At 72.7% G+C, this 18,464-nt stretch carries 19 protein-coding genes and 1 pseudogene; 11 read left to right on the top strand and 9 right to left on the bottom strand.

The annotated features are described in order from the left end of the window. The first annotated feature begins 62 nt into the window (after window positions 1–62). From AB0G16_RS05885 to AB0G16_RS05875, 3 genes are all read left to right on the top strand, one after another. Window positions 63–797 (top strand): GntR family transcriptional regulator, encoded by a 735-nt coding sequence (locus tag AB0G16_RS05885; protein WP_362799226.1) that lies wholly within the window; start codon window positions 63–65, stop codon window positions 795–797. Window positions 798–880: 83 nt separating this feature from the next. After that, window positions 881–1,582 (top strand): nucleoside/nucleotide kinase family protein, encoded by a 702-nt coding sequence (locus AB0G16_RS05880; RefSeq protein WP_362799223.1) that lies wholly within the window; start codon window positions 881–883, stop codon window positions 1,580–1,582. A gap of 198 nt (window positions 1,583–1,780) precedes the next feature. Then, window positions 1,781–2,020 carry a hypothetical protein gene (locus tag AB0G16_RS05875; protein ID WP_362799220.1) on the top strand — a complete coding sequence of 80 codons (240 nt, stop codon included), beginning with the start codon at window positions 1,781–1,783 and terminating at the stop codon, window positions 2,018–2,020. Window positions 2,021–2,241: 221 nt separating this feature from the next. Here AB0G16_RS05875 and AB0G16_RS05870 read toward each other — a convergent pair whose 3' ends face one another. Then, complete coding sequence (locus AB0G16_RS05870) at window positions 2,242–3,537, bottom strand: endonuclease Q family protein (RefSeq protein ID WP_362799217.1); 1,296 nt, start codon at window positions 3,535–3,537, stop codon at window positions 2,242–2,244. A 235-nt stretch (window positions 3,538–3,772) separates the two neighbouring features. Here AB0G16_RS05870 and AB0G16_RS05865 point away from each other — a divergent pair, with 235 nt between their 5' ends. Together AB0G16_RS05865 and rfbB are read left to right on the top strand one after the other, a co-directional pair. Then, entirely contained in the window at window positions 3,773–4,591 is an 819-nt protein-coding gene (locus AB0G16_RS05865; protein ID WP_362799214.1) for an SAM-dependent methyltransferase, read from the top strand. Between the two features lie 347 nt (window positions 4,592–4,938). Continuing rightward, window positions 4,939–5,877 carry a dTDP-glucose 4,6-dehydratase gene (gene rfbB, locus AB0G16_RS05860; RefSeq protein WP_362799211.1) on the top strand — a complete coding sequence of 313 codons (939 nt, stop codon included), beginning with the start codon at window positions 4,939–4,941 and terminating at the stop codon, window positions 5,875–5,877. On the opposite strand, the gene AB0G16_RS05855 is transcribed toward rfbB, so the two are convergent. From AB0G16_RS05855 to AB0G16_RS05840, 4 genes are all read right to left on the bottom strand, one after another. Next, complete coding sequence (locus tag AB0G16_RS05855) at window positions 5,878–6,558, bottom strand: response regulator transcription factor (protein ID WP_362799208.1); 681 nt, start codon at window positions 6,556–6,558, stop codon at window positions 5,878–5,880. After that, window positions 6,555–7,817: a histidine kinase gene (locus tag AB0G16_RS05850; RefSeq protein WP_362799205.1), complete on the bottom strand. Its 1,263-nt coding sequence runs from the start codon at window positions 7,815–7,817 to the stop codon at window positions 6,555–6,557. Before AB0G16_RS05850 ends, AB0G16_RS05855 begins: the two co-directional genes overlap by 4 nt. A 16-nt stretch (window positions 7,818–7,833) precedes the next feature. Next, window positions 7,834–8,769 (bottom strand): DUF4429 domain-containing protein, encoded by a 936-nt coding sequence (locus tag AB0G16_RS05845; RefSeq protein ID WP_362799202.1) that lies wholly within the window; start codon window positions 8,767–8,769, stop codon window positions 7,834–7,836. Between the two features lie 239 nt (window positions 8,770–9,008). Continuing rightward, complete coding sequence (locus AB0G16_RS05840; RefSeq protein WP_362799199.1) at window positions 9,009–9,239, bottom strand: hypothetical protein; 231 nt, start codon at window positions 9,237–9,239, stop codon at window positions 9,009–9,011. Between the two features lie 231 nt (window positions 9,240–9,470). Between AB0G16_RS05840 and rfbC the strand changes: the two genes are divergently transcribed. After that, the gene (gene rfbC, locus AB0G16_RS05835) at window positions 9,471–10,070 is read left to right on the top strand and encodes a dTDP-4-dehydrorhamnose 3,5-epimerase (protein WP_362799197.1); all 600 of its coding nucleotides are present in this window, start codon (window positions 9,471–9,473) and stop codon (window positions 10,068–10,070) included. Here rfbC and rfbD read toward each other — a convergent pair. Further along, entirely contained in the window at window positions 10,043–11,008 is a 966-nt protein-coding gene (gene rfbD, locus AB0G16_RS05830; protein ID WP_362799194.1) for a dTDP-4-dehydrorhamnose reductase, read from the bottom strand. The two genes, rfbC and rfbD, sit on opposite strands and share 28 nt — an antisense overlap. A gap of 172 nt (window positions 11,009–11,180) precedes the next feature. Between rfbD and AB0G16_RS05825 the strand changes: the two genes are divergently transcribed. From AB0G16_RS05825 to AB0G16_RS05815, 3 genes are all read left to right on the top strand, one after another. Further along, a complete protein-coding gene (locus AB0G16_RS05825; protein ID WP_362799191.1) occupies window positions 11,181–11,768 on the top strand; it encodes a helix-turn-helix domain-containing protein in 588 nt (195 codons plus the stop codon). 150 nt (window positions 11,769–11,918) lie between these two features. Next, a complete protein-coding gene (locus AB0G16_RS05820) occupies window positions 11,919–12,665 on the top strand; it encodes an SRPBCC domain-containing protein (RefSeq protein ID WP_362799188.1) in 747 nt (248 codons plus the stop codon). 220 nt (window positions 12,666–12,885) lie between these two features. Further along, the gene (locus AB0G16_RS05815; RefSeq protein WP_362799186.1) at window positions 12,886–13,482 is read left to right on the top strand and encodes a dihydrofolate reductase family protein; all 597 of its coding nucleotides are present in this window, start codon (window positions 12,886–12,888) and stop codon (window positions 13,480–13,482) included. 151 nt (window positions 13,483–13,633) lie between these two features. On the opposite strand, the gene AB0G16_RS05810 is transcribed toward AB0G16_RS05815, so the two are convergent. Together AB0G16_RS05810 and AB0G16_RS05805 are read right to left on the bottom strand one after the other, a co-directional pair. Then, window positions 13,634–14,749 carry a hypothetical protein gene (locus tag AB0G16_RS05810; protein ID WP_362799183.1) on the bottom strand — a complete coding sequence of 372 codons (1,116 nt, stop codon included), beginning with the start codon at window positions 14,747–14,749 and terminating at the stop codon, window positions 13,634–13,636. Beyond that, window positions 14,749–15,966, bottom strand: a complete 1,218-nt coding sequence (locus AB0G16_RS05805) for a hypothetical protein (protein ID WP_362799180.1) — start codon at window positions 15,964–15,966, stop codon at window positions 14,749–14,751. The genes AB0G16_RS05810 and AB0G16_RS05805 overlap by 1 nt, the downstream gene beginning before the upstream one ends. Window positions 15,967–16,096: 130 nt before the next feature. Between AB0G16_RS05805 and AB0G16_RS05800 the strand changes: the two are divergent. Both AB0G16_RS05800 and AB0G16_RS05795 read left to right on the top strand, forming a co-directional pair. Next, window positions 16,097–16,372 (top strand): annotated as a pseudogene (locus AB0G16_RS05800) (helix-turn-helix transcriptional regulator); the annotation flags it as partial. 528 nt (window positions 16,373–16,900) lie between these two features. Continuing rightward, window positions 16,901–17,548 carry a hypothetical protein gene (locus AB0G16_RS05795; protein ID WP_362799633.1) on the top strand — a complete coding sequence of 216 codons (648 nt, stop codon included), beginning with the start codon at window positions 16,901–16,903 and terminating at the stop codon, window positions 17,546–17,548. 146 nt (window positions 17,549–17,694) lie between these two features. Here the strand turns inward: AB0G16_RS05795 and AB0G16_RS05790 are convergent, their stop codons facing one another. Then, window positions 17,695–18,231, bottom strand: a complete 537-nt coding sequence (locus AB0G16_RS05790) for an NUDIX hydrolase family protein (RefSeq protein WP_362799177.1) — start codon at window positions 18,229–18,231, stop codon at window positions 17,695–17,697. Between the last annotated feature and the right edge of the window lie 233 nt (window positions 18,232–18,464).

The following is an 18,464-nucleotide window of genomic DNA, read 5'->3' as shown; positions in this document are numbered from 1 at the left end:
CAAGACCTGATTTTCCTCGGTCAACTGGTAAGAAATAGGTAAGAGGTTGGTAGGGTGGGAACGTGACACTGAACATGAGGTCCGGGCTCAAGCGCGACCGGGTGCGCGACGTCCTGCTCGACCTCATCGCCGACATGCGACCGGCCGAGGCGATCCCCTCGGAGCGGGATCTGTGCCGGGAGCTCGGCGTCTCCCGGCCGACCGTCCGCGCGGCGATCGACGATCTGGTCAGGTCGGGGCTGCTGGTCCGCGAGCACGGGCGCGGCACGTTCACCGGTCCGCACCGGGTCACCCAGGCGCTGGCCTCCACGACGGGCAACTCGTTCTACGCCCCGCCCGCCGAGGGCACCTGGCTCAGTCACATCCTGGAGTTCGGCTCCGCCCCGGCCGGCGCGCGGCTCGCCGCCAGGCTCCAGGTCTCCCCGGCCGACCCGGTCCTGCGGGTCGTGCGGCTGCGCGTCGTGGACGACGAGCCGATGGCGATCGAGCGCATCCACCTGCCGTACGCCCTGGTCGACGGCATCGTCCCGGCGGACATGGAGTCCGGGTCGTTCTACCGGTTCCTGAGGGAGCGCTTCGGCGTCGACGTCCGCACGGCCGTGCAGACGATAGAGCCCACCGTCACCGACGAGACCGAGTCCGAGCTGCTGCACGTGCCCCAGCACGCCCCGGCCCTGCTCTTCGAGCGCACCGCCCGCGACGTCGGCGGCCGGATCGTCGAGTTCACCCGCTCGATCTACCGCGGCGACCGCTACCGGGTGACCTCGGAGCTGTCCTTCAACGCCGACTCCGGGTGACCTCGGGGCCGTCCCCCGGCGCCGGTCCCGACCGGCCCGGTTCCGTGCTGGAGACGGCGGACCGGCTCGGCTAGCGTTCGGGGATGACGTCCCTCGACGACCTGGTCACCCGGGCCCGATCCCTCGTCCGCGACGGGCACCGCGCGCTGCTGGGCATCACCGGCGGTCCCGGGGCAGGGAAGAGCACCCTCGCCGAACACCTGGTCGCCCTGCTGCGCCCGGCGCCTCCCCAGGGACTGCCGGCCGGGGAGTGGGTGGCGTACGTGCCGATGGACGGCTTCCACCTCGCCGACGCCGAGCTCGACAGGCTGGGACGGCGCGACCGCAAGGGAGCGCCGGACACGTTCGACGCGGCCGGTTACGCGGCCCTGCTGCGCCGCCTGCGCGACGACGAGGACGAGACGGTCTACGCGCCCGCCTTCGAGCGCGACCTGGAACAGCCCGTCGCCGGGAGCATCCCGGTCGCGCGGGCCGCCCGGCTCGTCGTCACCGAGGGGAACTACCTGCTGCTCGACCGGGGCGACTGGTCGCGGGTGCGTCCCCTGCTGCACGAGACCTGGTACTGCGACCTCGCCGACGACGAGCGGGTACGCCGCCTCGTCTCCCGCCACGAACGCTTCGGCAAGGACGCCGACGCGGCCATGACCTGGACGCTCGGGACCGACCAGCGCAACGCCGACCTCGTCGCGGCCACCCGCCCGCGCGCCGACCTCGTCGTTCCCGACGCCGTCCTGCGCGCCGTGGGCGACCGGGAGACCACGACCGGCCGTCCCGGCGGTCCCTGACGGGGTGACCGGCCGGACGGTCCGGCGTTCCGTCAGGGACCGCCGGGTCGGCGCCGGTGGGGCGGTGACCGGCCGTCGTCCCGGTGCCCGCCGCGAGTCGAACGTCACTCGGCCAGAGTCTTGATCATCGGTGTGGTTCGTTGTGACCGGCGCCCGGTGATACCCCCGCCGTACCGTTCGCACATCATGGGGGGACACATGTCCGTTGCCCGTTTTCTCACCGCCGTGACCCTCACCGCCGCCGCGGTGTCGCTCGCCGCGCCGATCGCCTGCGCCGACCCCATGCCGCCACGGCCCGCCTCCGAGGAGGGCTACCCGCCCTCGGGGACGCTGACCGTCAAGACCGGCGACCTCACCGAGACCTGGACGTGGAGGCCGGGGTACGAGGCGTACCAGAGCAGCAAGAGCAACGAACAGCGGATCAGGGAGGACCGCTGACCGTCCCGCCCCGCCCGGAAAGGCGCGGGGCGGGACCCGCGCGACCCGCGGCGCGCGGGATTCCCCGCGGTTCCTCCCGGCGGCGTCACACGCCCCGCCGGATTCGCATGACGTCCCGCGACGGAAACGCCGCGTCCGAAATCCAGACCCGAATTCGGTGTACGGCGGCGGCGTATGAATTCGCGTGATGAATTGACGCGACGAATGTCCGGTGAGGGTCCCTAGAACAGGGTGGGGGCGGTGGCCGTCCGTTCCGGCTCGTCCGGCGCGAAGAGGTGGATCGTGCCGAACGTGCCGTCGTACCCGGGGTCGCGGATCACCTCTCCGCGGCGCAACCGGTCGACGGCCTCGGCGAGCGGTCGCGAATGGGCGGCGATGTCGCCGACCGGCACGTCCTGCAGGACGGCGAGCTCGGGGCCCAGCGCCACGGTGAGGTCGTCGATCTGCCTGGCGACCTTCTTGCTCTTCGGCCCGACCCCGAGGACCTCTCCCACGATCTCCGGAAGCGGCACCAGGTTGCGGAAGCCCGCTACGCCGTCCGGACGGAACCCCTCGGGCCGGTCGGCGAGGTCCTCGACCCGGCTCAGCACCCCGACCGTGAGCTTCCTGCCGCACACCGGACATCTCCCGCCCAGGTCACGCGTCTCGGAGGGATCGAGCCGGACCTCGCAGACGCGGTGCCCGTCGAGGTGGTACTTGCCCTCCTCGGGGAAGAACTCGGTCGTGCCCGCGTACCCCTCCCCGGTCCGGAGCGCCCGCAGCACGGCGAAGTAGTCCAGGTCGGTCTCGAAGACCGTGGTCTCGCGGCCGAGCATGGGCGGCGAGTGCGCGTCGGAGTGGCTGACCAGGCGGTAGCGGTCCAGGGCGGAGACGCGCCAGTTCATGGCCGGGTCGCTGGACAGGCCGGTCTCCAGGGCGAAGATCTCCTCCGACAGGTCGCCGTAGCACTCCTCGACCGTGTCGAACCCCGCCTTGGACCCGAACACGCCGAACCACGGCGTCCAGACGTGGGCGGGCACCAGGTAGGCGCCGTCACCGCTGCCCAGGGTGAGCTCCAGCAGGTCGCGGGAGTCCATGGAGAGAACGGGACGGCCGTCCGCGGCCAGGTCGCCGACCTTCTCGAGCGCGCGGTTGAACGCCGCGGCCTCGTCGAACCCCGGCATGTAGATCAGGTGGTGGATCTTCCGGGTGCGCTCGTCCCGCCGGTAGATCGTGGAGACCTCGCTGGAGAGCATGAACCGCACCTGGCCGGGGACCACGCCGGCCGGCAGCGCGCCGCCGACGTCGGCGGCGGGGCCCGTGGCGAGGTCGTCGCGGAGCCGGAAGAGCCCCGGCTCGGCGGGGACGAGGCTCTCGCGCAGCAGCTCGAACCACACCGGGTGCGTGAAGTCGCCGGTGCCCATCAGCGCGATGCCCTTGCGCTGCGCCCACCAGGTCAGATGCTCCAGATCGCTGTCCTTGCTGCAGGCCCGGGCGTACCTGGAGTGGATGTGCAGGTCGGCATGGAAACGCATCATGACACTTTGCCACAGTGCGGGCGCCCGCCGGGATCGGCCGACGCGCCGGGACGACGGCGGGGACGCGACCGGAAAGAGGGGCGGCCGGAAAGAGGGGCGGCCGGAAAGGCGAGTCCGGGAAAGAGGTGCCGGAAAACCGGGTCGCCTTACAGGTGCCGAAAAATCGTGATCTCTAATAAAGATCCATGAGACGACCGATATTCTCTATCATTCCTTGGGGACGAGAAGGAGGGATATGACGAATCACGACGCCGTCTCGGAGGGCATCGATCCGAGCACCCCGAGTGTCGCCCGGATGTACGACTACTACCTCGGGGGCAAGGACAACTTCGCCTCCGACCGGGAGGCCGCGGAACAGTTCATACAGGTACTTCCCGGTATTCGGCAGATGGTCCGGGAGAACCGGGCATTCCTCTCGCGGAGTGTCGAATTCGTCGCGCGCCAGGGCGTCGACCAGTTCCTCGACATCGGATCGGGGCTGCCGACACGGGAGAACGTGCACGAGGTCGCCCACCGCGTCACGCCGGAGGCCCGGGTCGTCTACGTCGACATCGACCCCATCGTCCTGTCGCACGGCCGCGCGCTCCTGGAGGACAACCCCCACACCTCGGTCGTCCAGGCCGACATGCGGGAGCCCGAGCTGCTCCTGACACACCCGGAGATCGACGGCGTCGTCGACTTCACGCGGCCGGTCGCCGTGCTGCTGACGGCGATGCTGCACTTCGTCCCCGACGAGGCCGTGGTCACCCGCATCCTGACCGCGATCCGCGAGCGGCTCGTCCCGGGAAGCCACGTGATCGTCTCGCACGCCTTCGAGGGCGACGTCAGCGCCGAGGTGCACGAGGCCGGCCAGCGGCCCTACCGCCTGACCAACGCCGGAGGGCTCACCTCACGCGGCCCGGAACGGCTCGCGGAGCTGATGGAGGGCCTGGAGATCCTGGAGCCGGGGGTCGTTCCGGTGCACGCGTGGCGGCCCGCCTCCCCGGAGGACGGGGAGGACGTCGTCATCGACCTCACCGCACCCGGCATCCTCGGTCTCGTCGGGCGTCGCTGACCTCCCGTACGGCCCGGCCCGGTGGCCGTCCGGGCACGCGCGTCCCGACGTCCGGGCGTGCGCGTCCCGGTGCCCGAGGAGCAGGGAGCGGCGGAGCGGCAAGGGGGCGGGGCAAGTTTTACGGTGCCCTGGCGCTCCCGGTGCGGCGCTTGCCCCGGCGGGGGTAGGAGGAGGACGTCGCGTCGGTGTGATCCGCGACCGGCCGCCCTCTTCCGGCCGCCACGGCCGGGACCTCGCCGCGTCCCGTGCCGGCCGTGGCGGCAGGCCGGTGGCCGGGTGGCGGGACGGCGCGTGCCAGGTCCGGTCCCCGGTCGTGGCCGGTTCCCAGCGAAAGGCGCAGCCCGCCCATGAGAGTCCTCGTCACCGGCGGCGCCGGGTTCATCGGCTCACACTTCGTCCGCACCCTCCGGCAGGCCCGGGTCACCGTGCTCGACCGGCTCACCTACGCCGGCGACCGGGCCAACCTGGACGGCGTCCCACACGACTTCGTGCACGGTGACATCTGCGACGCCGAGCTGCTCGGCCGGGTGGTGCCCGGCCACGACGTCGTGGTCAACTTCGCGGCCGAGTCGCACGTCGACCGGTCGATCGAGGGAGCGTCGGAGTTCGTCCGCACCAACGTGCTGGGCACCCAGACGCTGATGCAGGCCTGCCTGGAGGCGGGCACGCCGAGGATCGTGCAGGTGTCCACCGACGAGGTGTACGGATCCATCGAGACCGGCTCCTGGGACGAGGAGGCCCCGCTCCGCCCGCGCTCGCCGTACGCGGCGGCCAAGGCGGGCGGTGACCTGATCGCCCGCGCCTACGCGGTCACGCACGGGCTGCCGGTGTCGATCACCCGGTGCGGCAACAACTACGGGCCGTACCAGTTTCCCGAGAAGCTCATCCCGCTCTTCGTCACCAACCTGCTCCAGGGGCGGAGGGTCCCGCTCTACGGCGACGGCGGCAACGTCCGCGACTGGATCCACGCCGACGACCACTGCCGCGGCATCCGCCTGGTCGCCGAGCGCGGCGAGCCCGGCGAGGTCTACCACATCGCGGGCACCGCCGAGCTGACCAACCTGGAGCTCACCCGCATGCTGCTGGACGCGCTGGGCGCCGGCTGGGACATGGTCGAGCGGGTCGCCGACCGCAAGGGACACGACCGCCGCTACTCGCTCGACGACTCCCGGCTGCGCGCCCTCGGCTACCGGCCGAGGATCGCCTTCGAGGACGGCCTGGCCGAGACCGTCCGCTGGTACGTCGACAACCCCTCCTGGTGGAAGAGCAGGCGGCGGGCCGGGTGATCACGGGGGGTCGAGCAGGCTCGCGTCGTGGACGAGCAGCGCGATCTGGACCCGGTTGTTGAGGTCGAGCTTGGTCAGGACGCTGGACACGTGCGTCTTCACCGTGGCCAGCGTGAGGTGCAGCAGGACGCCGATCTCCGCGTTGGACATGCCCCGGCCGACCGCGAGCGCCACCTCGCGCTCCCGGTCCGCCAGGCGGGACAGCCGCTCCCTGGCCCGCGCGCGGCGCTCGTCGCCGTCGGCCCCGGCGACCCGGGCGATGAGGCGCCGTGTCACCGCGGGGGAGAGCACCGGGTTGCCCAGGGCCACCTGGCGCACCGCGGCCACGATCTCGGCGGGCGGGGTGTCCTTGAGCAGGTAGCCGGCCGCGCCGGCGCGCAGCGCGCGCACGACGTGGTCGTCGGCGTCGAAGGTGGTCATCACGATGACCTCCGGGCCGCCGGGACGGGACCGGAGCGCCTTGGTCGCGGCCAGCCCGTCCATCACGGGCATCCGGATGTCCATCAGGACGACGTCGGGGCCGTGCAGGTCCGCGAGGGCGATCGCCTCCCTGCCGTCGCCCGCCTGCGCGACGATCCGCAGGTCGGGGGCGCCGTTCAGCATCATCGCCAGCCCCGCCCTGACCAGCGGGTCGTCGTCGGCGATGAGCAGGGTGACCTGCGGCGGCGGTGGGGAGGTCATGCCGGCCAGGGTAACCAGGCCGACAGGCTCCAGCCACCCTCGGCGGTGGGGCCGTGCTCCAGCCGCCCCCCGAGCAGGTCGACGCGCTCGGCCAGTCCGGCCAGTCCCCGCCCGGCGCCCCCTTCGGACGGGGCCGCCGGTGCCGGGGCGGCGCTGTCCCGGGCGGGGCGACGGTGCGTCTCCGAGGGCGCCCGGGTGGGGCGAGGGGTCTCCGGGATCGCCGGTGCCGGGGCGGCGGGTGCCGGGGCGGCGCGGTCGTGCGCCCGCGAGGTCCCCGGCACGGGGGCGGGGCGGTCGCGCACCTCGACGGTGAGCCACTCGCCGGGCGTCCCGGCCGTGCGCACCGACACCTCGGCTCCCCGGGCGTGCTTGCGGACGTTGGTCAGGGCCTCCTGGACGATCCGGTACGCCGTCCCGCCCGCCCGGGAGGGGACGCTCTCGCGGACCTCCTGGCTCAGCTCCACCCGCATCCCGGCCCGCCGGGACTCGGCGACGAGCTCCTCGATGTCGGACAGGGACGGTTGCAGCAGCTCACCGGCGGGGGCACGCAGGACACCGATGACCTCCCGCAGGTCCTGAAGCGCCTGGTGGGCGCTCTGCCTGATCACCCCGGCGGCGCGGGCGATGTCCTCGGCGGGGGCGTCCGGGTGGAACTCCAGGGCGCCGGCGTGCACGCTCAGCAGGGAGAGCCGGTGCCCGAGGACGTCGTGGATCTCCCTGGCGATCGTCTCGCGGGCGAGCTGCTGCGCCTCGGCCTCGGCCCTGGCGGCGCTCTCCCGCAGGGAGACCAGCAACCGGCGCCGGTGCTGCACGAACAGGCCCCAGCCCGTGGCGGCGCTCTGGGCCACGAAACCCACCATGAACAGCACCTCGCCCGGCATGCCGGGCATGATCCGGACCGTGACGAAGATCAGGCTGGAGACCATGCTCACCGCGAAGACGAGCGCCGTGGTCCGTACGGTCCGGTGCACCGCCACCGTGAACAGGGCCACCAGCATCGCGCCCGCGACCAGCTCGAAGAAGGCCGACAGGACGACGAGGACGACGACCAGGCCGACCGGCCACCGCCGGCGCGCCCACAGCGCGACGCAGCCCAGCACGCCGACGAGCTGGTCGAGCCGGAAGGCCCAGAGCGGTATGTCCAGCGGGGGCGCGGCCAGGCGGTCGGAGAGCGTCAGCACCCCGAAGGCCGCCGCGGCCAGGAACAGGCCGATGTCCACGATCCAGTCGCGAACGCTGCGCCGGGGGGCGGGCGGCACGGTCGGTCCCTCCCGCTCAGGTCTCTTCGAGACGGCGCAGCAGTGACCGCTTGGCCGAGGCGAACTCCTCGTCGGTGAGCACCCCCGAGCGGTACAGCTCGCCGAGCTCGCCCAGGCGGCGCATCACCGCGTCGTGCTCGTCGAGGCCGGTCGTGCCCCGCGCCGGGACCCGGTGGCCCTCCGGCGCGTCCGGGAGACGCCGGTCGTCGGGGGAACGCCGGTCGTCCGGTGCCGCCGCGAGCGCGGACCGTCCCTCGACGTGGCGCGGCAGCCTGGCCAGCACCGCGGCGGCGACCAGGGCGGTCACCCCGCCGTACCGCTGCAGGCCCCAGGACAGGCAGTGGACGTCGTCCTCCGGGGACCTGGCCGCGCCGGCCTGCCTGAGCCGGAACCGCAGGTGCCCGTACCCCGCACCGCTCTGCGGAGCCCACTCCACACCCTCCAGGTCCCCCAGCAGGAACGTCTGCGAACCCGCCGACTGCTTGCCCGACGTGGCGAACAGGGTCCAGTCCAGGCGGATCCGCTCGCCGTCGAAGCTCACCGTGCCGTCGCCCGCCGAGGCGGACACGGGCACGGCGGGGCCGGGGAGCAGGAACCTCTCGCACGGACCGCCCGGCACCCCTTCCAGCGCCAGTGCCGAACGCACCTCGTCGACGAGGTACTCGGCGGCCCAGACCCGGTCCTTGGGAACGGCCAGCCGGTAGGGGTCGATGGCGCCGGAGAACCGCCCGGCGACCACGTCGCTCAGCGGGTCGGCCCCCGGCCGCAGCCGGAGCTGGAGGTCGCCGCCCTTGCGCGAGGGCTCGAACGAGACACCGGCCACCGCGGCCAGGGGGATCGTCAGCTCGCCGAGGGTCCTGCGCAGCTCGTGCGCGTCGCTCCCGCCCGGCACGATCCGGAGGGTCTCACCGTCGAAGGTCCACGAACCGTTCGGGACGAAGATTTCGGCCATGCCGTCACCCTAGGACATCGTGAAACATGGTGGCCGTTCCGGGGAGACCGCCGCGTGCGCTCCCGTCGCGGTACCGGCCTCTTTCACGCTCTTCGGTCGCGATTTCCGGCTCTTTCCATCGGGGGCAGCGGTACGCCGTTCTTTTCCGGCCTTCCGGAAAGGCCCGTGCCGATGCTTGTCGTCCGTTGCCGGAACCGGCGGTGCCGGGACGGGGCCACCGCGCACGAAGGGCGTTCCCCTCAGGATGACGGGGCCCTTTCCGCGGCGATCACCATAATGACACCGAGGGCGGCCAGGATCAGATTCGCGTAGATCTCGCGACCCTCGAGGAAGGCGACGTTGGCGACGACGACGCGGTTGAAGAAGTTGAGCACCACGCCGAGGAAGGGCTGGCCGACGAGATGGTCGATCGTCCCGCTGGCCCCCTGGAGGGCGAGGACGAGGCCGATGAACTGGATGGATTTCCGCACGCTCCCAGGTTAAGGACATTCGCCGTCGGGGGAATCGGCCATGGGGATTTCCCGTCCCGACCGAGGTCGCCGTCGGGAGTGGATTCTCCGACCGAAGTATGAATCGCTCCGACTTCGGTCACCGGGGCCTTCGGCGGGTTACCGTATAGCGGCGACGGAGTGCCCCGGCGGGAAATTCCGTGGCACGTTCCACGCGGTGCGACCATACGACACGGATCAGGAGCGGCCGGAATGAAACCGATGGAGATCGAGGGCGCGTGGATCGACACCCCGAGGATTCACGTCGACGATCGCGGTGGTCTTCATGAATGGTTTCGGGAGGGGGAGTTCCACGCCGCCACCGGCCGGGGGTTACGGCTCTCCCAGGCGAACTTCTCCGTCTCGCGGCGGGGCACCCTGCGCGGCATCCACTTCGCCGACGTCCCGCCGGGTCAGGGAAAGTACGTCAAGTGCGTGCGGGGGGCGGTGCTGGACGTGGTCGTCGACATCCGTGTCGGCTCGCCGGGGTTCGGCCGCTGGGAACTGGTGCGGCTCGACGACGAGGAGCATCGCGGGGTGTTCGTGTCCGAGGGGCTGGGGCACGGCCTGCTGGCGCTGACGGACGACGCGACCGTGATCTACCTCTGCTCGGAGGGCTACAACCCGACCAGGGAGCACGGCGTGCACCCGCTCGACCCCGCGCTCGGCATCGCCTGGCCCGACGGCGTCGAGCCGTTCCTGTCCCCCAAGGACACCGCCGCGCCCACCCTCGCCGAGGCGCGCGACCGCGGCCTGCTCCCCTCGTACGAGGAGTGCGTGACCTTCTACGCGTCGGGGCCGGGGATCGGCTGAGCCGGTTCGAGCCCCGGGTCGCGCCGGGCCGGTCCGGGGCGCGGGTCCCGCCGGGCCGGGGGAAGGTCCGGGGTCCGCCGGGCCGGGCGGAGGGCCGAGCCGCGCTGGGCCGCGTGGAGCGCGTCCCGCCAGGGGCGGAGCGGTTCAAGGCCCAGTTCCGGCGACCGGGTGTCGTCCAGGACGCTGAAGGCCGGCCGGGGGGCCGGGGCGGCGAAGGCCGCCGAGGTCGTCGGGCGCACCCGGTCCGGGTCGGCGCCGGCCAGCCGGAAGATCTCCCGGGCGAACGCGAACCAGGTGGTCTCGCCGGAGTTGGTGGCGTGGAACCTTCCGGCCGCCGAGCCGGTCTCGCCGATCGCGACCAGCCGCCCGGCGAGGTCCGCCGCCCAGGTCGGCTGCCCGCGCTGGTCGTCGACCACGTCGAGGGTCTCCCGCTCGTCCATCAGGCGGAGCATGGTGCGCACGAAGTTCGGCCCGTGGGCGCCGTACAACCAGGCCGTCCGGACGACGGCCGCGGAGGGCAGCAGGTCGAGCACCGCCTCCTCCCCGGCCAGCTTGGTCCGTCCGTAGGCGGTCCGCGGGCCCGCCGGATCGTCCTCGCGGTAGGGGGCGACGGCGTCGCCGGGGAAGACGTAGTCGGTGGAGACGTGGACGAGCCGGGCGCCGTACCGGGCGCAGGCCTCGGCGAGCAGGCGCGGGCCGTCGGCGTTGACCCGGTACGCCTCCGGCTCGTGGCTCTCGGCCGCGTCCACGGCCGTCCAGGCGGCGCAGTTGACCACGACCCCCGGGGTCGTCTCCCGGAAGGCGGCGTCGATACGGGCCGGGTCGCGGATGTCGAGGTCGGGACGGCCCGCCGCGGCCACGTCGTGTCCCCGTTCGCGCGCCCGCGCGACCACCTCGTGCCCCAGCATGCCGTTCGCCCCGGTGACGAGCCAGACCATGACGTCCTCTCCGAACGACGGTGCGCCGACCTTCGCAGGCAGCGTATCCCGGACGGCCCCGCGGGTGAGAGGGGTGCGGCGGCTCGCCGGCCGGATCCCACGCGGTCCGCGCGCTCCACCGGAAAATAAGACCTCCTTGACGATTTTATTTGTCGGTGGTTAGTCTGTGGTCATGCAGGAGATCGCCGTGATCGAGGACCCGGCCGCCGCCGAGGTATCGCTGGACCCCATCAGGGCCCGGCTGCTGGCCGAGCTGAGCGAGCCCGGCTCGGCGACCATGCTGGCCGCCAAGGTCGGCCTGCCTCGGCAGAAGGTCAACTACCACCTGAAGACGCTCGAGGCGCACGGGCTCGTCGAGATGATCGAGGAGCGGCGCAAGGGCAACGTCAACGAGCGCATCATGCGCGCGACCGCGGCCTCCTACGTGATCTCCCCCACCGCCCTGGCGTCGGTCGAGCCCGACCCGGCCCGCTCTCCCGACCAGTTGTCGGCGAGCTGGCTGCTGGCCGTCGCGGCCCGGCTGGTCCGCGACGTCGGGACGCTCATCACCGGCGCGGCCAGGGTGCGCAGGCGCGTCGCGACCTTCGCGATCGACGGCGAGGTGCGCTTCGCCTCGGCCGCCGACCGGGCCGCGTTCGCCGCCGAGCTCGCCGAGGCCGTCACGTCCCTGGTGTCGAAGTACCACGACGAGTCCGCCGAACGAGGCCGTGACCACCGGATCGTCGTCGCCCTCCATCCGAGCACGAAGGAATCCCGTTGACATTCTCCCCTCCCCGAGGGAAGGGGAAAGATCAGTTAATTGCTGGGTGGAGCGGGTCGTGCGGGTCCAGGCACGCCCAGGCGCCAGAGCGCCTTCCCGCTTCCGTTTCCTCCCCGGCCTGAAGGCCGGAATATCCACGAGAGGCACTCGATGACACACCCGTTCGAGCTGAACCAGGCGATCGAGCTCGCCGCCACTCCCGAGCAGGTCTGGGACGCGATCGCGACGGGACCGGGCGTCGACTCCTGGTTCATGGGGCGGACCGAGCTCGGCACGTCCGTCGGCGATCCCGCGACCCTCACGGTCATGGGGTACGCCGACCGGTCCACGATCACCGCCTACGAGCCGGGCGCCCGCCTCGGCATGCGCGGCGAGGAGACCTCCGACGGCCGGTTCATGGCGACGGAGTACCTCGTCGAGGGGCGCGCCGGCGGCACGACCGTGCTGCGGATCGTGCAGAGCGGCATGCTCGGGGACGACTGGGAGACCGAGTTCGAGGCGATGAAGGCCGGATGGCCCCTCTACCTGGAGACCCTCAGGCAGTACCTCGCGCACTTCACCGGCCGGACCCCCTCGGTCACGACGGTCCTGCGGCCGGAAGCGGGCGGCGCGGACGCCGTCTGGAAGATCGTGACGGGGGCGCTGGGCGTCACGCCGGACGTCGCCGCGGGCGACGAGGTCCGGCTTCCCGACGGTTCCGCCGGGGTCGTCTACCACGCGATCCTGCCCGTCGGGCTGGGGGTGCGGGCGGGCGAGGGCCTGTACCGGTTCATCCACTCCGGCGCCGAACGCGGCGACGCGCTCGTGCTCGGGCACCAGAACTTCGCGGGGCGCGACGAGCAGGCCGCGTGGGACGCCTGGGCGATCGAGCACTTCGGCCGGCCGGCGACCGGCTGACCTGCCTGCCCACCGGGCCGACCGACTGGCCGGCTGACCTGCTGACCTGCTGACCTGCTGACCAACTGACCGGCTGACCGGTTGACCGGCGAACGACGACCGGCCGACCGGCCGACCGAGGCGAGGCGCTCCCCACGGGGAGCGGCGCCCTCGTCCCCTTCCTCACACCGGTTCAGCGGTGCCGGAACCTCCGGCACCGCACCTTCACAGGAGACATCCCATGCGTATCGTGATCGTTGAGTTCATCAGCCTGGACGGCGTCGTGCAGGCACCGGGCGGCCCGGAGGAGGACGTCGAGGGCGGCTTCGCCAACGGCGGCTGGTCGCACCCGTTCTTCGACGAGAAGACGGTGGGCGGCGCCTTCGACGACGCGCTGGCCAAGGCCGGGGCGCTGCTGTTCGGCCGCCGCACCTGGCAGACCATGGCCGGGGCGTGGCCCGAGCGGGCCGGCGACCCGTTCGCCGACCGGATGAACGCCCTTCCCAAGTACGTCGTGTCCGGCACGCTGGGCGACGACGACCTGACCTGGGAGAACACCACGCTCATCCCCGGCGCCGAGGCCGCCGCCCGCATCCGGGAGCTGCGCGGGAGGGACGGCGGCGACCTGGTGGTCATGGGGAGCCCCACGCTCGTGCGCTTCCTGCTGAGCGAGGGCCTGGTCGACGAGCTCCGGCTCATGGTCATGCCGGTGCTGCTCGGCGGCGGAAAGACGATCTTCCCCGACGACGGCGGGCTGCGCACCATGGAGCTGGCCTCCACGGTCGTCAGCGACACGGGCGTGCACGTGTGCACCTACCGGCCGGTCTCCGGAGCCTGAGACCGGCCGGGCGTCCCGCCGCCGGAGCCCGGGAGCGGACGCGTCCCGCCGCCGGGATCCGGCAGGGGACCGGCGTCCCGCCGCCGGAGGACCCGTCCCCGTCCCGAACGAGAGCCCGGTCGCTGCGGCGACCGGGCTCTCGCCGGAGAGGTCAGCGGATGGTGAGGGGGCGGTGGGCGGTGAAACCGCTCCCGGCCGAAAGCCCCTCGCTCATCCGCCGGTGGTCGGTGCCGTACCCGCGACGCTGCTGGTACGCCCAGTAGGAGGTGCGTCCGGCATCGGCCCACCGATCGAAGACGATCACCTGGCGTGCGGTGGCCGGGCCCGTGGCCCTGATGATCAGATCACCGGAGCGCAGCTCGGAGACCGGGATCGGCCTGCTGTGGCGGGCCGAGGACAGTCCTCGGGAATCCGGTCCCGGCGCGCCGAGCCGCAACGCCATGGAGGCGTAGCCGGAGCCGTCGGTCCGGTAGCCGCCGTGCCGGGCGGTCTGGCTGTAGGGCACCCGCCGCGCCGTACCCGGATTCCAGGTCCTGGCACGGGCGACGACCTCCGACCGCGTCACGCCGGAGACGGGCCAGAGCGCCGAGACGATCATCTGCCCGTCCGCCGCCTGCGGCTGGTAGCGCTCCGGGTACTTCGACACCTGGACACGCTGGCAGACATCGCCCACCACCGCGGACCGCCACGAGCCGTCGGGGTATGTGCGGAGCATCTTGTCCAGGAACGCGCCGGTCGACCAGGCCACGTCCAGCCGCTGGGCGGCACTGCCCCAGGTGGCCCGTTGCTGGAACACGCCCAGGCTGTCATGGTCCACCTCCCGGTTGATGTTCCGCACACCCGTCTCGACGACGGCCGTGGTGACCGCGACGACGGCGGCCTCCCGCGCGAGCCCGCGGGCGCGGACCGCCCCGACCACCGCGCGGGCACAGGAGACGCGGTAACCGTCCATGTAGCCCCGCATCTTCATGGTCAGCCGGGTGTTGAGCTCGGCGGCCAGTGCCGTGTCCTCCGCCGTCACCCCGCCGGGGTCGCACGGGGAGGTCGGCAGGGGGGCGGCGAGGGCCGCCGCCTCCGCGGGCGCGCCGAGCGCGACCGGCAGCGGGGCGGCGGAGACGGCCGTCCGGGCGGGTGAGCCGGGGACGGCCGCGCGGGCCGGTGAGCCGGGGACGGTCACCACCGTGGCCGCCACGGCCACCGCGAGCAGGAACGCCCCCGCGATCCCGGCCGGTGCCGATGGAGCGGCGTGGGGTCGTGACCGGAGCACTAGCGAACCCTCAGCGAACGGTAGGCCTTGAACTGGGTGCCGGCGGTCAGGCCGTGCTTGACCACGCGGTGGTCGGTGCCGTATCCGGCGCGCTGCTGGTAGGCCCAGTAGGAGGTCTTCTTGGCGTCGGCCCACTTGTCGAAGATGACCACCGAGCGGGCGGTCGTGCCGCCCACCGGGTCGATGACCAGGTCACCCTGGAGCAGTTCGGTCATCTTGATGGGACGGGTGTAGGTGCTCTTGGCCAGGGCGACCGTGTTCGGGCCGGGCTTGGCCAGGCCGAGCGTCATGGAGACGTAGCCGGACCCGTCCGCGCGGTAGCCGCCCTGCAACCTGGTCTGGCTGTAGGGCACGCGCTGCGCGGTGGCGGGCTTCCAGCTCTTGGCGCGGGTGATCACCTGGGCGCGGGTGACCGTGGTGGGCGGCTTCGGCGCGTCCTCGCGGATCTTGTTCGCCCGGTAGGCCTTGTACTGGCTTCCCGACGCCAGGCCGTAGGTGCGCGTCCGGTAGTCCGTGCCGTAGCCGCCGCGCTGCTCGTAGGCCCAGTAGGAGGTCTTCTTGGCGTTGGCCCACTTGTCGAAGATGACCACGTGGCGGGTGGTGTTGCTGCCGATGGCGTCGATGACCAGGTCACCCCTGCGCAGTTGGGACATGGTGATGCGCTTGGAGTACGTGCTCTTGGCGAGCCCGACGGTGATCGGGCCGGGCTTGCCGAGCCCGAGCGCCATGGAGACGTAGCCCGAGCAGTCGGTGCGGTAGCCGCCGCGTGTCTTGCTCTGGCTGTAGGGCACGCGCTTGGAGGTGCCGGGGTTCCAGGTCCTGGCCCGGGCGATCATCTGCGAGCGGGTGATGGTGGCGGCGGCGAACGTGGTCGCCTCCTCCGCCTCCGACCCCGTGTCCGGCTCCCCGTACTCGTCCGCCGGGGTGCCGGGCGGGGGCGCCTCGGTCTCACCGTCCGGGTCCGGTGCGGTCGTGCTCGTGGGGGACGGGGACGGGGTCGGCGCGGGGGTGGGGGTGGCGGCCGGGGGAGCGGTCGCCGTCACGGCCGGTCCGGTGAGGGTGAGGGACGCCGCCCGCGTGGAGGACCCCTGCGTGGAGGGTGCCTGCGCGGACGCCGCCTGCGCGGAGGCCGCCGTCACCAGGCCGCCCCCGCAGGCGACCACGGTGGCGAGCGCCAGATGTCCCGCTGTGATCCAGGAGCTTCGGTTCGAGGACATGTGCTCTCCTTGTTCCTGCCATTGATCGTTCGGTCGGACGAGGACACACGTTGGCAGGAAATTCCTGAAACACATCGTGAAATTGATGAAGTCGGGACAATAGCTACGAATGGGACCGACGTGACCTGCAATGACTCAGACAACTGAGACAAGGTTGGGACGAATCACCGTGGTGAATGGGATCGGGAACACGAGCCGGAACCGGCGACAGCGACCACTGTCCGATGATCTGCCCGAGCCGACACGTGTCCTCCTCCAGGAGCTGAGAGCCCTGAGGGAGCGGGCGGGGCTGGACCTGCGAGCGCTGGAACAGGCGACACACGCGAGCCGGTCGTCCTGGGGACGATGGCTCTCGGGGGAGACGTGGATCCCCCTGGACTCCGTGGAGGGCCTCGCCCGGCTCTGCGGGGAGGAGGAGGGAAGGTTCCGGAGGCTGTGGGAGGCGGCCGAACGGGACCGGCGGGCGGCGGACGTTCCGGGGACGCCGGGCGTTCCGGGGACGCCGGGCGTTCCGGGGACGCCGGGCGTTCCGGGGGCGTCGGCGGATGTTCCGGGGACGGAGGACCGGACGCGTGAGACCGCCGGGAAGGGGACCGGCGCGCCCGTACCGGGACCCGAGGCGACCGGGTCCCTGAATGGCGAGCCCGTACCGGGACCGGGAGTGACCGTGCCGGACCTCGATCTGACCATGGTCGAGCGCGGTCCCGCCGCACCGGTACCCGGCGTGACGACGTCCGGGTACGGCACGGCCGGACCGGGCCCCGGGACGGGCATGCCGCCTCCTGGGACAGGCGTGCCGCCGTTCGGGACAGGCGTGCCGCCTCATGGGACGGACATGCCGGCCTTCGGGACGGACATGCCGGCCTTCGGAGCGGGCGTACCGGCCTTCGGGACGGGGGCCCCTGATCTCGACGCGACCGAGCCGGGACGGGGCATGACCGCGGCGCGGCCGCCCGCGAGCCGCCCGCGACGGCGCTTCCTGATCGGAACGGCGGTGGGCCTCTTCCTGGGCATGGCCGCGGGTGTCCTGATCGGAGGGTCGGTCCTGATGAAGGGGGACGACAGGGAGGCCGAGCCGACGGGCGGGGCCGTCGACCGGACCAGGACGGCCACCGGCGCCAAGGCCAGGGCGATCGACCGCGACACGGTGATCGAGCGGGCCCGGAGCTGGAACCCGGGCACCGCGCGGCGCGTTCCCTACAGCCAGACCAGGAATCACGACGGGTACCGGACCGACGGCTCCGGCTACGCCTCCATGGCGCTCGGGCTCCGAAAACCCGGCCCGAACACGATCAACCTGGCCTCACCGGCCCTGAGCCGCCGTATAGGGATGTCCGAGCTGGCGCGGGGGGACCTGGTCATCGATCCGGTGGGCGGCAACACCGCCCGCGCGGTGGTCATCTTCGACAGGTGGGCCGACTCCGGGCGCACCTCGTACTGGGCGTACCAGCAGCGCGCCCAGTACGGCACCGATCACCGCGTCGTCCGGCACGGTCTTCAGCCGGGCGACGACTTCCGGGCCTACCGGCCGGTCAACATCCGCGACGTCGCCTCCGGCCAGGACACCGCCGCGCCGGACTGACCGGCCGGACTGACCGGCCGGGCCGACCGGCCGGGCCGACCGGACGAACCGACCGGCCGGGCGGAACGGGGCCGCGCCGGGGCGACGACCGGCCGGGTGGAGCGGGGGCCGTACCGGGGTGGCCCGGCCCGGCCCCCGGAAGGCGGTCAGAACAGGCAGCCGACGTGCGCGAGGGCCTGCTTCAGCAGGACGCCCTGGCCGCCGGTCATCTCCTGCTGCACCATCGGCGACGAGGCCTCCCGCGGCGTGAACCAGACGAGGTCGAGGGCGTCCTGCCGGGGACGGCAGTCACCGGTGACCGGGACGACGTAGGCCATGGACACGGCGTGCTGCCTGGGGTCGTGGTAGGGGGTGACGCCGGGGGAGGGGAAGTACTCGGCGATGGTGAACGGCTGAGGGGAGGCGGGAACCTGCGGCAGCGCCGTCGGGCCGAGGTCCTTCTCCAGGTGGCGCATGAGCGCGTCCCGGACGCGTTCGTGCAGGAGCACGCGCCCGGAGACCAGGGCGCGGCTGACCGCGCCGTCCGCCCCGATGCGCAGGAGCAGGCCGACGTGCGTGACCACTCCCGCCTCGTCGAGCCGTACCGGCACGGCGTCGACGTAGAGGATCGGCATCCGCTCGCGGGCCGACGCCAGCTCGTCGGGGGAGAGCCAGCCGGACGCGGTTTCGGTCATTTCGGTCATTGGCCGATCGTACGTCGGGACCCGGTCCGGGAGTGCGATCCTCGCGGTGGTGTTCCGCGACGAGCGGGGGTTTCTCGCCACCGGTCGGTCGGAGGGGCGCGACGTCCCGGCGGCCCGGCGTCCCGGCGGCCCGGCGGCCCGGCCGTTCCGACCGGCGCGACCGGCGTGCCCCGCGCGGTCGGCGCGGTCGGCGTTCCCGACCTCGTCGAGGTGCCTCCCCTCACGGCAGGGGT

Source organism: Streptosporangium sp. NPDC023615 (assembly GCF_040640155.1).
Classification (GTDB): Bacteria; Actinomycetota; Actinomycetes; order Streptosporangiales; family Streptosporangiaceae; genus Streptosporangium.
The sequence above is the reverse complement of the archived record's forward strand: the minus strand, read 5'-3'. Positions and strand labels throughout refer to the sequence as shown.